The 18,626-nt window shown below is 37.4% G+C and carries 5 protein-coding genes; all 5 read left to right on the top strand.

Features of this window, described 5'->3' with window-relative positions:
• The first annotated feature begins 11 nt into the window (after positions 1-11).
• The 5 genes from ACFPH8_RS10465 to ACFPH8_RS10445 all read left to right on the top strand — a co-directional run bounded on the left by ACFPH8_RS10465 (position 12) and on the right by ACFPH8_RS10445 (position 18,458).
• A complete protein-coding gene (locus ACFPH8_RS10465) occupies positions 12-401 on the top strand; it encodes a hypothetical protein (protein WP_376860744.1) in 390 nt (129 codons plus the stop codon).
• 39 nt (positions 402-440) lie between these two features.
• A complete protein-coding gene (locus tag ACFPH8_RS10460) occupies positions 441-1,454 on the top strand; it encodes a TQO small subunit DoxD (RefSeq protein ID WP_376860742.1) in 1,014 nt (337 codons plus the stop codon).
• Positions 1,455-1,931: 477 nt separating this feature from the next.
• Entirely contained in the window at positions 1,932-11,369 is a 9,438-nt protein-coding gene (locus ACFPH8_RS10455; RefSeq protein ID WP_376860740.1) for an HYR-like domain-containing protein, read from the top strand.
• 1,217 nt (positions 11,370-12,586) lie between these two features.
• A complete protein-coding gene (locus ACFPH8_RS10450; RefSeq protein ID WP_376860738.1) occupies positions 12,587-13,390 on the top strand; it encodes a hypothetical protein in 804 nt (267 codons plus the stop codon).
• 283 nt (positions 13,391-13,673) lie between these two features.
• A complete protein-coding gene (locus ACFPH8_RS10445) occupies positions 13,674-18,458 on the top strand; it encodes a M14 family zinc carboxypeptidase (protein ID WP_376860736.1) in 4,785 nt (1,594 codons plus the stop codon).
• Positions 18,459-18,626: the final 168 nt, after the last annotated feature.

Below are 18,626 nucleotides of genomic sequence, written 5' to 3'. Positions count from 1 at the left end.
TCGCAAATCTCATGATGAAAAAAAATCCATATCCTAATACGTTGTCAGGCATTTTTTTAATGCTTGCCATGTTATTCGCTTTAAGTCCGTGTTCGGCTAAAGAGACCTTTTTAGGAACGATGGACATCGATTTTCAACGTCCTGCCCACAAAACAATTGCTTCTCATGTTTATGAAATCTGCCAACTAACAACAGTGGATGGATTTGAAGTTGTAAAAACCACTGAACTTCAAACTTTAAAATTAATAGCGACTAAACCTTCTATTAATGTTGCAGATTTATCGCTTTATGTACAACCCCGAATTGGCATAAACTACCGTAAAAAAACATCGGGCCTTAGTCCACCACTCTACATATTATATCAATGTTTAAAATTAGATACTACAGCAACTTACGTTTAGTAGTCTCCTATTTTTTTAACATTTATATATATAATTTACATGAAACAATTTTCAAATCAGTCGTATAACACGGCTGGACTTTTTACATTAGCCATCCGCCTAGTTGTAGGATGGACCTACTTTTCAGCCTTTTGGCGTCGCGTAGCATTAGCAAATAAGTTAAACCCTGAAGAAGCGGGTTATATAGGCGAAAAATTCAATCATTTTCTTCCCAACGCATTAGGTATTAAACCCATAATTGAATATTTGGTATTAAATCCAGATGCTTTATGGTGGGCCATGGTTATTTTCACCATCGTAGAAGGTATTGTTGGTCTCCTAATTATGTTAGGGTTTTTCACGCGACTCATGAGTATTGGGGTTTTCTTTTTAGCCATGGGTATTTTGCTCGGTTCCGGATGGATTGGTACCACCTGCTTAGATGAATGGCAAATTGGTGTATTAGGAATTGCCTCCGGTTTCACCTTGTTTCTAAGTGGTAGTGGCCATTATTCGTTAGATAAATTACTCATGGACAAAAATTATGCCTTTACAGGAACCAAATGGTTTGGCTTTTTAGGTTCAGGCATTTTACCGATTAAAAATTTAAAACCGATTGTTTTGTTCGGTTCTTTAGCCATTTTTTCATTAACACTATTTACCAATCAATATTTTCATGGCGGTGTTTTTGGAACGCTTCATAATAAATCCATCAAACCAAAATTAGAATTAAGCCAAGCATCTTTTTCTAATAACACTTTAGAATTTCAAGTATATCGTGTGGAAGGTGTGGATGTGTATGGTTCCTTTTTAATAGGTTTGGAATTAATGGATTCCCATGGTAAAACAATCCTGTCTTTAAATGGAACTGATTTATCACGATTCCCTGCAGAGCAGATTAATAATCATTATGTAGCGAAAATAAAACCGGGAGTACATAGTTTAATTATTCCATTGGGAGCAAAAGCGGATATCTCAATTCCTTTAAACGAAACGGGTAACAACCCGAATGGCAGACATGTTTTAAAGCTAACCGATATTAGTGGATTAACTTGGGAAATTAATGTGAATTAAAACGCTTGTTTTATATTTAACCTAGAAAGTATCCCGAAAGATAATTTATCTCTCGGGACGCTTTTTTTTTTAAGAAGAAATACTAATAATAAATTACGTGTGATACATAGATTTCAGATTTAATCAACCACCTAAAATGCAAAATGCATTTCGTCGGATTTATTATAACGTTACTCGATAGAAACTTTTCTGCACATCCCTAATAAAATACCAATTACAAGTAATTAGTCAGAACCAACTGACACAATGTACTTTACATTAAAAAGTGAGTCGTTTTCTACAAATTAATTAAATACAAAGAGTATATTAACCGTTTACCGAATAAATTTCTCGACCGCATTTTCATAGGTTAATTTTGGGCTCCCTCAGTTTACATAATTAATAATAGCAGATGTAAGTAATTTCTAATCATGTATTTATTTAAAACCGATTTTAAGAAGTTTCTGACTGTTTATTGTTAAAAAATTAACCGCTATTATGAAAAAAATTACTTTCTACTCGTTATTACTAATTGTTATTACTTTTAGTGTTCAAGGTTTTTCTAAACCAATAAGTTCAGATTATTTTTCTGCAAATATTAATCAGGGTACTTTTTTCAGTAATCCGCTAAATGATTATGTGTCATTGCGACCGGATTTTGAAGAATCTTTCACTGAAAGTTCAACAAGTCGTGCGATTACTTCCTGTCCAACAGATTTTTCAGTAAACGTAGATCCCGGCACTTGTGGTGCAGTTGTTACCTATACCATGCCTACAACAGATTTAATTGGCGGATCAATGGTATTAACATCAGCTCTTGGAATTGGCGACACCTTTCCAGATGGTCCTACGACCGTAACCTATGAAGAACGCGATTCAGGAAATACGGCTACCGGACAAATTTGCAATTTTGTTGTCACCGTTTTAGATAATGAAGCCCCTGTTTTAACCCCAGGTATAGATAGAAATGTTAATTTAGATGCCAGTTGTGAAATCACCATCCCAAATGTCTTAGGAACAGCCACAGATAATTGTGATGTGGCTTCCATTACCCAAAACCCAATTGCTGGTTTTGTAATATCCGCGGTTCATAACCAAACAATTAATGTCACGGTTACGGCAACAGACGATTCAGGTAACACGGATGTTGAGACTGTTGTATTGACAGCAATAGATGTGATTAATCCGGTAACACCAACACTTGCCGATTTAACAGGCGAATGTTCTGTAACAGCAACGGCGCCTACAACTACGGATGCTTGTTCTGGAACCATAACAGGAACAACCACTGATCCCTTAACGTATAACACGCAAGGAACCTATACCATTGTTTGGAATTTTGATGATGGGAATGGAAACGATATCAATGTCAACCAAACGGTCATTGTTGATGATACACAAAACCCAACAGTTTCTAATCCAGCGCCTATAAATGTACAATGTACATCTAACGTTCCTATTGCTGATATTTTAGTAGTGACCGATGAAGCTGATAATTGCTCAACACCTGTTGTAACTTTTGTTGGTGATGTTTCTGATGGTAATTCCAATCCGGAAGTTATTACCAGAACCTACTCCGTAACAGATGCGGCTGGTAATTCGATAAATGTTGAACAAACTATTACGATTAATGATACTCAAAACCCAACAGCTTCTAATCCAGCACCTATAAATGTACAATGTGCATCTGGCGTTCCTATTGCTGATATTTTAGTAGTGACCGATGAAGCTGATAATTGCTCAACACCTATTGTAGCTTTTGTTGGTGATGTTTCTGATGGTAATTCCAATCCGGAAGTTATTACCAGAACCTACTCCGTAACAGATGCGGCTGGTAACTCCATAAATGTTGAACAAACTATTACGATTAATGATTCTATTGATCCAACTCCGGATAACGCAACATTATCAGACATACCAGCGCAATGTGAAGTCACCACTTTAACAGCGCCAACAGCAACCGATAATTGTGGTGGAACTGTAACAGTAACAAACGATGCAACGCTGCCTATTTCAACACAAGGAACAACAGTCGTAACTTGGACATACGATGATGGTAACGGAAACACATCAACACAAACACAAAACGTAATTATTGATGATATAACGGCTCCAACTCCAGTTGTTGCAACTCTTGCTGATGTAACCGCACAATGTGAAGTCACCACTTTAACAGCTCCAACAGCAACCGATAATTGTGGTGGAACTGTAACTGTTACTAACGATGCAACGCTTCCTATTTCAACACAAGGAACAACCGTCGTAACTTGGACATACGATGATGGTAACGGAAACACATCAACACAAACACAAAATGTAGTGATTGCTGATATAACGGCTCCAACTCCAGATGTTGCAACGCTTGGTGATGTAACGGCTGAATGTGAAGTCACAACTTTAACTGCTCCAACAGCTACTGATAATTGTGGTGGAACGGTAACTGTTACTAACGATGCAACGCTTCCTATTTCAACACAAGGAACAATAGTCGTAACCTGGACATACGATGATGGTAACGGAAACACATCAACACAAACCCAAAACGTAATTATTGATGATATAACGGCTCCAACTCCAGATGTTACAACTCTTGCTAATGTAACAGCTGAATGTGAAGTCACCACTTTAACAGCTCCAACAGCTACTGATAATTGTGGTGGAACGGTAACTGTTACTAACGATGCAACGCTTCCTATTTCAACACAAGGCACAACCGTCGTAACCTGGACATACGATGATGGTAACGGAAACACATCAACACAAACACAAAACGTAATTATTGATGATATAACGGCTCCAACTCCAGATGTTACAACTCTTGCTAATGTAACAGCTGAATGTGAAGTCACCACTTTAGCAGATCCAACAGCTACCGATAATTGTGGTGGAACGGTAACTGTTACTAACGATGCTACACTGCCTATCTCAACACAAGGAACAACAGTCGTAACTTGGACATACGATGATGGTAACGGGAACACATCAACACAAACACAAAACGTAATTATTGATGATATAACGGCTCCAACTCCAGTTGTTGCAACTCTTGCTGATGTAACCGCACAATGTGAAGTCACCACTTTAACAGCTCCAACAGCAACCGATAATTGTGGTGGAACTGTAACTGTTACTAACGATGCAACGCTTCCTATTTCAACACAAGGAACAACCGTCGTAACTTGGACATACGATGATGGTAACGGAAACACATCAACACAAACCCAAAACGTAATTATTGATGATATAACGGCTCCAACTCCCGATGTTGCAACTCTTGCTAATGTAACAGCACAATGTGAAGTCACCACTTTAACAGCGCCAACAGCAACCGATAATTGTGGTGGAACCGTAACAGTAACTAATGATGCAACACTGCCTATTTCAACACAAGGCACAACGGTAGTAACCTGGACATACGATGATGGTAACGGAAACACATCAACACAAACACAAAACGTAGTGATTGATGATGTGACTGCGCCTATAGCTGACATAGCAACACTTGCTAATGTAACGGCTGAATGTGAAGTCGCAACTTTAACAGCTCCTACTGCTACTGATAACTGTGGTGGAACCGTAACAGTAACAAACGATGCATCGCTTCCTATTACAACACAAGACACAACGGTAGTAACCTGGACATACGATGATGGTAACGGAAACACATCAACACAAACACAAAACGTAATTATTGATGATATAACGGCTCCAACTCCAGATATTGCAACGCTTGCTAATGTAACAGCACAATGTGAAGTCACCACTTTAACAGCGCCAACAGCAACCGATAATTGTGGTGGAACTGTAACAGTAACAAACGATGCAACGCTGCCTATTTCAACCCAAGGAACAACCGTCGTAACCTGGACATACGATGATGGTAACGGAAATGCATCTACTCAAACACAAAATGTGGTTATTTTAGATACCACTGCTCCAAATGCAGTTTGTCAAAATTTTACAGTCACATTAGATGAGTTTGGTAATGCAACTATTTCAGAAACTGACATCGATAATGGTTCAACTGATAATTGTGGGGTTCAATCAATTTCTTTAAATAATACTATTTTCGATTGTTCTAATTTAGGCGCCAATACGGTGACTTTAACCGTTAGAGATTTATCAGGAAACGTATCCACGTGTACCGCAACGGTTACCGTTTTAGATCCTGCTGCCAATGCGGATGTTCATATTATAAATACGATAGCGAACAACGATTCTCCAATTGCTATCTGTGATGGTGAAAACATTACCTTTAATGCGGATACCACCACAGACAGTGGTGCATCACCTATATATAATTGGTTTATTGATGGAACCTCTTTTGGAACTAATAATCCGACCTTTACGCCTTTCACACCATTACCTGTTGGAACACATACCATATATGTGGAAATGCAATCCAGTTTATCTGCTTGTATAGCACCAGTACCAAGTAACACCATTACCGTTACTGTAAATGCAGCACCAGCTGTAACTTCTCCTGCTCAAATTTGTATAGGAGACACTGGAAATTTAACACCAAATTCAGGTGGTACTTGGACAAGTAGTAATACAAGTATAGCCACAGTAACAAATGCAGGGGTTATTACGCCTGCTGCACCAGGAAATGTAACCTTTACATTTACGAGTAGCGCAACAACTTGTTCTAGCACCACGAATAATTTGACTATTAATGCGTTGCCTATAATCAGTAATTTACCAAGTAATAGTGATATTTGCGTGAATGAAACGCATACCTTATACCCTACTTCAGGAGGAATTTGGACTAGTAGTAATAACGGTATCGCAACCATTTCTAATGCAGGTGTCATTACTGGTGTAAATCCAGGAAATGCAACGTTTACATATACCAATACCGCTACGGGTTGTAGTGCGACTTCAGCTTCTATTGAGGTATTGGATATTCCTGTGATTACTTCGGTTACGGCTTCAAACAATCCTGTTTGTGCTGGCGATGCAAGTATTTTAACGGCGAATGTTTTAGGTGCTGGTGGAAATAATGCAACGCTAGTGAACTATAATTTTAACTCTGGTAGTTCTTATTTAAATTCCTCTATAGTTGATGGGAATGAAGCAAGTGGAATTACGTCTAATATTAATGGAACTATAGACTTTAATAGACCAAATAATCAAGGTGAACCTACAACACCAACAGCATTTACACCAAACACAACTGCTGGAGGTGCTCTGCGTCAAATTGATGATTGGGAAGATGGTGGCGGATGGGGAGGTTCAGACGATGCTGGGAATTGGCGTTTCAACCTTGGTGGCACCAGTTTACCTACTTATCAAGATTTTAGAGTATATTTTCAAGCAAGTAGAGCCACAGGTTTGGGCGGATATAAAAATATTTTGATTGACTTTAGATCTCCTAATATTAATGGAGGTAATTGGGTAAATGGTCACCGCACATTACCGCTTCCAGAAGGAAATAGCAACTGGGTTGATATTAATTTCCCTTTACCGGCTGGGGTTAATAATCCAAATAATTTAGAAATACGTTTGAGGGTAAATGATGCTTCCACTTTTAATTATATATGTGGATGGGGAAGTTGTATCACTTGGGCTGAAAGAGAACCTCATGTGCTGATAGATAATTTTCAAGTTCAGGCAACTACTTCAGGCAGTAATTTTGAATATGCTTGGATTGCAAATACGGGTGCCAATGCAGGATTACCAGCTGGAGCGGGAACGGCGTCATCCACAAATAATGAAATTACGGTAAATCCGCAGGTAAATACAATTTATACAGTAATTGTAACTAATAGTGATGGTTGTCCAGCAACGCAAACCGTACCTGTTAATGTTTTTGCAGTACCTAGTTTAAGCGTGTTGGCGGATTATTGCCCAGCACCACCAAATAACAACTTCGTCCAACTAGTTGCAGATGGTTTAGGTTTTGTGAGTTATGAATGGAATACTGGGGAAACCACGCCATCCATATTTGTTGACATAGCAGGTACCTATCAAGTAATAGGTACTACAATTAACGGCTGTACCGTATCCGCAACAATAAATGTTGCTACTGAATTAGTCGTAAATGGAGACTTTCAACAAGGCAATATTGGTTTTACGTCTGATTATACATATCATGCAGATGTTGCAGGAAATAATGAATTAGTAGATGATACTGGAACTAATGGATATTCAATTACAACAAATGGTCAAAATGTGCATCCTAATTTTTGGGGATTTGATAATACCACAGGGGCTGGCAATTTTATGGCAGTAAATGGTCATGGCAGCGGATTAATAGTATGGCAACAAGCCAATGTAACTGTATTACCTAGCACTACTTATTACTTTTCCGCTTATGGAATGAGTCTAAACGATCAATGGAGATCATCAAGACGAGCAAGATTAACATTTAATGTGGGAGGAATTAATGTAGGGACAACACCTACCTTACCAAACCGTCCTGACAACAATAATCCTGGGTCAGATAATTGGACACGCTTTTATGGAACTTACACAACGGGACCGGCAGAGACGTCTGTGGATATAGAGATTAGAAATTTAAACAATTCCGCTAGTGGTAACGATTTTGGTATAGATGATATTTCATTTGCTACTTTATCAACATTTATTAGATTAACAACACCTGCAGGAACTGATAACCAAACCGTTTGTCAAGATTCACCGATAACAGAAATTACCTATGATATTGGAGGCGGATTAACCCCTCCAAACATTACAGGCTTACCTGCTGGTTTAACCACTACCTTTGATGGTTTAGAGTATACAATAGCTGGAACACCAACTGCATTCGGAACTTTTAATTATACCATAACCACAACGTCAAGTTGTGATGTGAAATCAGCAACAGGAACAATTACAGTTAACGAAGCACCAATTGCCACCATAAATACAACCCCAATAACCGTTTGTCAATCCAGCAGTTCTATTCTATTAGATGTCAGCTTAACAGGTGGTGCCACAGTCGGAGATTCAGGTTCAGGTTGGTCCACGTCTGGTACAGGAACGTTTGATGATAATTTCAGCTTAACACCAACCTATACCTTTGGAGCTGGTGAAACTGGAACCATAACCCTAACGTTTACGACCAATACGCCAGCAGGTCCGTGTGATGAAGCAACAACAAATATTGATATAGACATCACACCTTACATAATTGCTACTGCAGGTCCAGATCAATCAACGAGTAATTGTGCGAATGCAACGGTTACATTAGCAGCAAATAATTCCGCTGGTAATTGGACGGCTTCACCAAATACAGGTTTCTTTTCAGATCCTACAGCTTATAATTCAACATTTACAGGTGAAAGTGGTGAAACCTATATATTAACGTGGACTGCAACTAATGTGTCACCATGTGGTGATACAACCGATGCTGTGGAGATTACCATTCCAAATTGCGGTACTAATTTAGTCTTTGATGGAACGGATGATAATATTAGTTTTGCAACTAATTATGGTTTAAATTCGGGTTCTTTTAGCGTGGAAGCTTGGGTGAAACCAAATACAGTTACTGGAACGCAAACCATTGTTTCTAAACGAAATGGCAACAATTTAAATTCCGGTTACGACTTGAGTTTAATAAACAACAGACTTTATTTCCGTTGGAATAGCAGTCAAATATTTGCCACACAGACGATGAATAATACCAAATGGTATCATGTGGCCGTTACTTATGACGGAAACTATACCATGTATATTGATGGTTTTGAAGTGCGGTCTGCTACGGCAGGTGCTTCGCCAACTGGTAACACAAATAAAGCACTTATTGGTGCCATGGACAGAACAAATATGAGTCCAACCAACCATTTTGGTGGTGGTATTGATGAAGTACGCATTTGGAATACGGCTATTTCTCAAACACAAATTCGCGAAATGATGAATCAAGAAATTCAAGCCAATGGTGCTAATGTTTCTGGAGGGGTTGTTCCTATAAATATAAGTGGTGGTTTGCAATGGAATAACTTAATTGGTTATTACCAAATGAATACAGGCTCACAAACATCTGTTTTAAATGGTGCCATTGAAAATATTGCAACAAGTGCCATGGATGGTAACTTGAATGGTATGACGATGAATCAAAATGAAACTGCTCCTATTCCTTATATTTCGGGAACTAATAATAACTGGGATAACCAAAATACGTGGATTAATGGTGCTGTTCAACAAATTCCAAACTCAAATGTTAACAGTATTAATGGCCAACGCCAAACGTGGAATATTGTGAGAACAGCTTCTAATGTAACGTCTGGTAACAGACCTACAACGGTTCTGGGTTTATTAGTAGATTCAAATAGATATTCCATTACTAATGAACAATCCTTACGCGTTACAAACTACTTAAAGATTGATGGTGTGTTAGACCTTGAAGGCGAATCACAGCTATTACAAAACATGAATAGTATAGTGGACTACAATGGAACTGGTTATATGGAGCGCGACCAACAAGGAACATCTAACCGTTTTAATTATAATTATTGGGGAAGCCCAGTAAGTACGGATGGTGTTTTAGGAGCTAGAACTTATACTTTAAGTGGAATTATATCTAATGCCGGATGGACATCTGGAAATAATGGTTCTTTAAGTCCTTTAACCTTGAGCAGTAGATGGATTTATTCTTTTTCTGAAGGTCTGCAAGACACGTATTCTGAATGGGAATATAAAGGTAATGCTGGTGATTTTGAAGTTGGGTTAGGATTTACAATGAAAGGACCGGGACCCGCATCTCCTGTAGACACTCAAAACTATATCTTTAGAGGACAACCAAATAATGGAACTATAACGGCTAAAGTTTCATCAACTAGTGGAATTAATCAGACATTAGTTGGAAATCCTTATGCTTCTGCTATTGATGCGGATATGTTTATTAGGGATAATATTCCTGGAGGAAATGCAGGTACTTCTGGTAGTATTGATGGGTCTTTATACTTGTGGAAACAATCCACCACAAATAATTCACACATTACAGCTAACTATCAAGGTGGTTATGCTACTTACAATTTATCAGGAGGTAATCCAGCCGTTTCATCACCAGGTATTAATGGTGTTGGCGATGCTAATTTAGCTATTCCAAAACGATACATACCTGTAGCACAAGGTTTCTTTGTTACGGCCGCGGCCAGTAGTGATCAAGTGACCAATGATGTGGTATTTAAAAACAGCCAACGTATTTTTATTAAGGAGTCTTCTGGTAATTCAGAATTCTTTAGAGGAACTAATAATAGCGAAATAAACCGGGAAAACGAAGAAGTAACAAATGACATTCAACGCATTCGAGTACAGTTTACAACTCCGGAAAATGCTATTCGTCCTTTATTGTTAGCTTTTACACCTGAGAATTTAGCAAGTGAAGGTTTTGACTACGGTTACGATGCCCTAAACACAGACGACAATCCTAGCGACATGTCTTTCCAAATTGAAGATGGCAAATACATCATACAAGGTGTGGGTGAATTTAATGCTGAAAATATGTATCCTGTAACCATTGATATGGGTATGACAGGTAATGCAGAAATAGAATTGACCGATTTAGAGAATTTTGACGCAGATCCTGACGTATTTGTTTATGATGCGCTATTAGGAACTTATACACGTATCAATGTAACGCCATACCAAACAAATCTGGATGCTGGAACACATGAAGGGCGTTTCTATATTGTATTCCAAGAGGATAATGTATTAAGTACAGAGACAGATGAGTTTCCTCATGTTATTGTAAACTACTTGAATAGTACTAATCAAATTTACATTAAGGTTCCTTATAGTATGGACATCAAACAAGTGTACTTGGTTAATATGTTAGGACAAACAATTAAGTCTTGGAATAGTACTAATGCACCACTATCTCAAGAATGCAAAATACCTGTAAGACAGTTATCGGAAGGCAACTACATTATTAAGGTACAGACAACAGATAATCAAACCATCAATAAAAAGGTGATTGTCAAAATGCAGTAAAAAATAAATAACTTTTAATATTAACGACCTCTCAATGAATTTTGAGAGGTCGTTTTTATTGCATGCTATTTGTTAATTCTAAAGAAATTAATAATGCTAATCTAAAAATAGATGCCAAATACAATTCAAAAACAAGTATTGAATTGTTCAACGAGACATAATGATAAAGTTGAAAAATATTTAATAAAACTAACAAACGGCCTACTTTTTATGTACATCGTAAAATCAATGATAGAGTATCAACATTACAGACTTTATTGTAGACAATGAGTTTCTGCAAACGCTAATAATGTCAAACAACATCCCAGCCGTTTCAGAAATAGCAAGCTACAAAACAAAATAATCCATCAAATAACAAGGGATTTATGACCAAAATGCGATTGACATTCTGAAATAATGTTAAGAAAAAGGCTTGCGCTACGCAGTAATTTCCTTAAACGGTTTTGATTTTTTGGTTCTTTTGTATCAAGACAAAAGAATAGGAAAAAAAACAAACTGGCCTATTTTTCGTTTTTGTAGTAAAACCAATAAATGCCGAAGCGTATGGCAGTGAAGGATGGCCTAGCACAGCGATTGCCATCCGCAGGAATAAACTTTTATGCAGTTTTCAAGGAAACTAAAATCAGCCTAGATTTTTTTGGTTCGTTTTTTTATCAATGAAAAAAAATGAACATTGTGAAAGCCAAAATTATGTTAGCAACAATAAAGCTTAATTAAGCAAATATTACTAACGACCGCTCAATGAATTTTGAGAGGTCGTTTTTATTTTATAGAACGTCTCATCTTTTAATCAAATCAAAATTTCATCACCTACACCTACTAACCAATCAGTGTACAGTCACTTTAGAATTAAGAAATTTAATTGTATAATTATATCAGGATTAATTTAATAATCTGCATAGTTATTTTAGGACGGGTCAAGTCGAAGTAAATAAATAGCTACTGTATGGATGGTGTATGGATGGTGTATGGATAGTGTATGGAAAGACCATGTCAACAGAAAATAACAAATACAATGAAAATTGGGGATTCCAACGAAAAATAGTAAAAATCACGAAAACGCTACAAAACAACATAATTCCATGAAATTCAAACCTAGCACCAGGAACCAAAAATGCATTTCAACGAATTTATTAGCATTTCATAGATATTTTTAAAAAATAATGCTATATTAGCCATCCCAAATCATACTAACATTCATTTAAACCCCAACGCAAATGAATACATTAACCTACTTATACACATGGGTGTTTTGCGCGCTATTTTTAGGCCTAACACCAGCAGCTGCCCATACCACAGAATCCACCGTTGCCTTTAATCAACCCCAATTAATCCGCATAGATTTTACCATGCCTAATGGCTATGTTAGGCATTTATTATTAGGTTTTACACCAGATAATGCCGCATCAGACGGAGTTGACTATGGCTATGATGCGTTAAATATGGACAACTATCCAGACGATTTAAACTGGATGATTAACAATGAACGCTATGTAATACAAGGCGTGGGAGCTTTTGATGATTCAAAACAATATCCTCTGGGCATGTTTTTGTCTAATGCTGGTAATGTAGCAATAGCTTTGGATAGATTGGAAAATTTTAATAACCCTATAGATGTCTATTTGTATGATGCCGTAAACAATACCCACACCCTTTTAAATGAATCCGATTTTCAGGATACAATTTCGGAAGGAACATATTTAGATCGCTTTTTTATAACCTTCAAAGATAATTCCGGTTCTTTAGACGAATTTGGTAACGTTGTACTGTCCATTAATGATACTCCTGATGATGATAAGACTAGCATCACCTATGTACGGAACACCAAGGAATTACACGGGAAATCAAATCAAACTATTAGGCAAATAGAAATCTATAATATATTAGGAAAACGCATTGGAAATTTTCAAAATATAAATAGTAAACATATTAGACTACCGCTCCATATATCAAAAGAGCGTTATGGTATTATTAAAATCCATACCCAAAATGGACATACAAGCAAAAAAGTTATTTTTTAATTGAACTTTTTAATTTTAAGTGTAAAACCAGTGAATCCTACTCACTGGTTTTTTTTGTTTACGAGGGAAGTTGGTCAATAATTTGAAAATTAAGTAGTTAAAATCTTACTTATTAGATAAAAACATATCACATCAAATAAAAACTAACTTCTTGTTTTTTAAGTGTTTACAAAAGCCTATGTTAAAAACATATGCTGTTTGTCGATTTTATATGCATTTCATGGATATTTTTAAAAAAATAAAATATATATTAGCAGCATCAAAAAACTAATCCATATGTGCTATGAAATTAAATTACTCTAAATTAAAAATCCAAATCACCTTGTTCGTGTTGTTATTTGCTTCCAGTATAATGCAAGCACAAGTAAATGCGTCACGTCAGGCCGACCAGTATTTAAGCCAAAAAGGTGAAGTCACTTTTAGCTTTCAAATAAATGATGTTTCTGAATTGGAAACGATGACTTCAGAAATGTCTATTCTGAATTATGACCCAAATACGCGAACCGTATATGCTTGGGCAAATACGGAACAGTTTAGAAGATTTCAAGCTAGTAATAGAACCTTTCAAGTAAATTCAGAAGATAACGAAGCCACCGGTATTGTCATGTCTAATGAATTACCGGCTAGTCAAAATAGAGGTCCTTATCCCCTAACCTTTCCATTAACGGCCTATCCAACCTATGCGGATTATGCGACGCAAATGCAAGAGTTTGCCATCAATCACCCAGATATTTGCGAATTAGTAGATATCGGTGGCACAACCGAAGGCGTTGCCGGCGGAAACAAGCGTTTATTATTTTTAAAGCTTTCGGATAATATTGGAACGGAAGAAGCAGAACCTAAAGTGATGTACACATCTTCCATACATGGAGATGAAATCACGGGTTACCCTTTAATGCTTAACTTAATTAATTATTTTATTACCGCATATAAAAATACGGGGCATTCAGATCACTTACGAATCAAAAACTTAATTGATAATTCTGAAGTATGGATTAACCCAATGGCAAATCCAGATGGTACATACTACAATAATGCAACCAATACCTCTGTAGCAAATGCGAGACGCGCAAATGCCAATGGGTTGGATTTAAACAGAAACTATCCAGATAACGTTAATGGTCCGCATTCTAATGGCCATACAGCTTATGAGTTAGAAACCCAACACTTTATGAATTTAGCTGCTAATACCCATTTTGTATTATCTGCTAACTTCCATGGGGGCGTTGAAGTTGTAAATTATCCATGGGATAATACCTATGACAGACATGCTGATGATGATTGGTTTATGCAAATTTCAAGAGAATATGCGGACAATGCGCAGGCTAATAGCCCAAATGGTTATATGGACGATCTAGATAACGGAATCACGCATGGAGCGGATTGGTATCGCGTGTATGGTGGTCGTCAAGATTATATGAACTTTACACACCAGTGTAAAGAAACAACTATGGAGCTATCTAATACAAAATTAATTCCATCCAATCAATTAGTAAACCACTGGAACTATAACCGGGAAGCTTTAATTGAATACCTAATTCAAGGTACATACGGATTTCAGGGAAAAGTAAAAGATGCTATTTCTGGAGACCCTATTGAAGCAACAATTAAACTGGTTGGTCATGATGCAGTGGGATCACATACCGTTAGTAACTTACCTCATGGTGATTTTTACAGACCGGTTTTTGCGGGAACTTATAATATTTTAATTGAAGCGCCTTGTTACCAACCAGTAACGCTAACAAATCAATCCATTGCAAACTATCAAACCATTACACTTGCTGATGTTTTATTAACGCCTTTAACAGCAACGGCTCCCACAAACTTAAATACATCTGGAACAGATGCTACTTCTACTAGTGCGGCTTGGACCGCTACAACTGCTGATAGTTTTGATCTTCGCTATCGTGAAGTGGGATCACCTACATGGACTGATATATTAGGAAATACATCAAACCCTTATCAAATTACAGGCTTGTCACCAAATACCACCTATGAGTTTCAAGTAAAATCGTATTGTGGCTCTAACAGCACTGCCTATTCAGAATCAGAGCAATTTACAACAACCAATATTACTTACTGTAATGCGCAAGGAGATGATGTTTCTGAAGAATATATTGGAAATGTTAATATAAATGGTGTAGATAATAATACTGTTGGTTCTACAGCATCCGGATATTCAGATTTTACAACAAGTGCTATTTTTTCAAATTTAGATATTGTTACTAATGCCACAGGAAATACTATAAGCGTTACAAAACATTGGACAGGGTCTGCGTTTGATGAAGCCGTGACCGTTTGGATAGATTTTAACCAAAATGGCACCTTTGAAACTGCAGAACGCATTTTTAGAAGTAACTCAAGCACAATAACGCCTGTGTCCGGAACCTTTGATATTCCAAGTAATGCGGTTCTTGGTAATACACGGATGCGTGTATTAATGAAATATTACGGCGGTACAGGAAGTAATGCTAATGACCCATGTGAAACATTTAATTATGGTGAAGTTGAAGATTATACCATAAACATCGTAGATGAAACAACAAATTCAGAACCTCCTAATGCTGTATGTCAAAACATTACAGTGCAATTAGACAATACAGGAAATGCAACGATTGTTGCTACAGATGTGGATGGGGGTTCTACAGATGATGTAGCCATTACCAACTTTAGTATTGATATTAATTCATTTGATTGTAGCGATATTGGTACACCAATAAATGTAACACTCACGGTTACAGATGCCGATGGCCAAACAGATACATGTACTGCTACAGTGACTGTCGTAGATCAAATTGATCCAGAATTCCAGAATATTCCTGCAAACATATTATTAACTTGTGGCAGTAATCAGCCTACGTGGACTGACCCTACAGCAACTGATAATTGTGATAACACCTTAACAGTTATAAGAACGGACGGTACGGGTTTAAATAGTGGTGATTTATTCCCGAATGGCATAACCACTATCAGCTATTCTGTAACAGATGATTCCGGAAATATAAATACGGTTTCATTCAATGTAAATGTAACCCTTGATAATCAAAAGCCTGATGCTATTTGTCAAAACCTAACCCTTCAGCTAGATGCTAATGGTAATGCCTCAATAACAGCATCACAAATTAATAATGGCTCCTCAGATAACTGTGGAATCGCCTCTATTACGGCGTCTCAAACTGCATTTACATGTGCCGACATAGGTGCTAACAACGTGACTTTAACGGTTACAGACGCTAATGGCAATTCAGATACCTGTATCGCCGTAGTAACAATTACTTTACAAGATGAACCAACCGCAACCAACTGCTGGGATAATTATGTGTTTAATGTAGGAAACTGTTCTTGGGAAAACCAAGGAACGCAACCAACTGAACCAACGGCGACAAACTGTTGGGATAACTATGTATTCAACACTGGAAACTGTACTTGGGAAAACCAAGGGTCACAACCGACTGAACCAACGGCAACCAATTGCTGGGATAATTACGTATTTAATGTAGGAAACTGTACTTGGGAAAATCAAGGAACGCAACCGACTGAACCAACGGCAACCAATTGCTGGGATAATTACGTATTTAATGTAGGAAACTGTACTTGGGATAATCAAGGCTCTCAACCTGTTGAACCGACAGCAACAAACTGTTGGGATAATTATGTGTTTAATGTAGGAAACTGTACTTGGGAAAACCAAGGGTCTCAACCTGCGGAACCGACGGCGACAAATTGTTGGGATAACTATGTATTCAACACAGGCAACTGTACTTGGGAGAATCAAGGATCACAACCTGCTGAACCGACGGCTACGAACTGTTGGGATAATTACGTATTCAACACCGGGAACTGTACTTGGGAAAATCAAGGGTCGCAACCTGCGGAACCAACCGCAATAAACTGTTGGGATAATTATGTATTCAACACCGGAAATTGTACTTGGGAAAACCAAGGATCGCAACCTGCTGAACCAACAGCGACCAACTGTTGGGATAACTATGTGTTTAATGTAGGAAACTGTTCTTGGGAAAACCAAGGAACGCAACCTACGGAACCAACGGCTACAAACTGCTGGGATAACTATGTGTTCAACACCGATAACTGTTCTTGGGAGAACCAAGGGTCACAACCTACGGAACCAACCGCAACAAACTGTTGGGATAATTACGTATTCAATACCGGCAACTGTTCATGGGAGAATCAAGGATCACAACCTGCGCAACCAACGGCTACGAACTGCTGGGATAACTATGTATTCAACACCGGGAATTGTACTTGGGAAAACCAAGGAACACAACCTGCTGAACCAACCGCGACGAACTGTTGGGACAACTATGTATTTAATTTAGGAAACTGTTCTTGGGAGAACCAAGGGTCACAACCTTCTGAACCAACGGCAACCAACTGTTGGGATAATTATGTATTCAACACGGGAGATTGTACTTGGGAAAACCAAGGAACGCAACCGACTGAACCAACCGGTTTAGAATGTTGGGAAACAGCAACCTTTAATACGGCAACCTGTGTTTGGGATGTTACTAATGATGGGGATACTGTAGATCCTGTTTGTAATATTCAGAATATAACGGTTGAATTAGATGCATTTGGAAATTCAACCATTACAGCTGATCAAATTGATAATGGATCAACTGATGCTTGTGGAATAGATACCATTTCTGTTACCCCTAATACATTTGATTCGAATGACATTGGTGACAACAATGTGGTATTTACCGTAACAGATAACAGTGGAAACACGTCAAATTGTAACGCCATAGTTACGGTTATGGAATCCACATTAAGTAACCCAACATTTGATTATGAGAATGTAAGCATTCAGCCAAATCCGTTTAACAATTATATACAAATCAGTTTACCGACGTCTATTGCTAATGATCTATTTACAATTCAACTTTTCGACGTAAATGGCAGATTGGTGTATAACCAAATACAATCTGGTAAACAAGGAACCCTTACGGTTCAAGGATTAGACAAATTACAACAAGGTCCATACTTTATAAAATTAATTAATAAAAACAATGGTTATAGCGTGGTTAAAAAGTTGATAAGGTTCTAATAATCAATTAAGTGATAAAATGATGGCAGGTCTACAAAAACCTGCCATTTTTATTTAACTGAAAATCAACTTACTACAAACTATATTTGCATTTCGTCGATTATATTTGCATTTCATGGAATATTTCTCTTATATTTGTCCCCAAGCTATTAATAAAAATTAATTAGT

This window comes from Bizionia hallyeonensis (genome assembly GCF_042657385.1).
Lineage (GTDB): Bacteria > Bacteroidota > Bacteroidia > Flavobacteriales > Flavobacteriaceae > Algorimicrobium > Algorimicrobium hallyeonense.
This window is presented reverse-complemented; position numbering and strand designations above follow the sequence as displayed.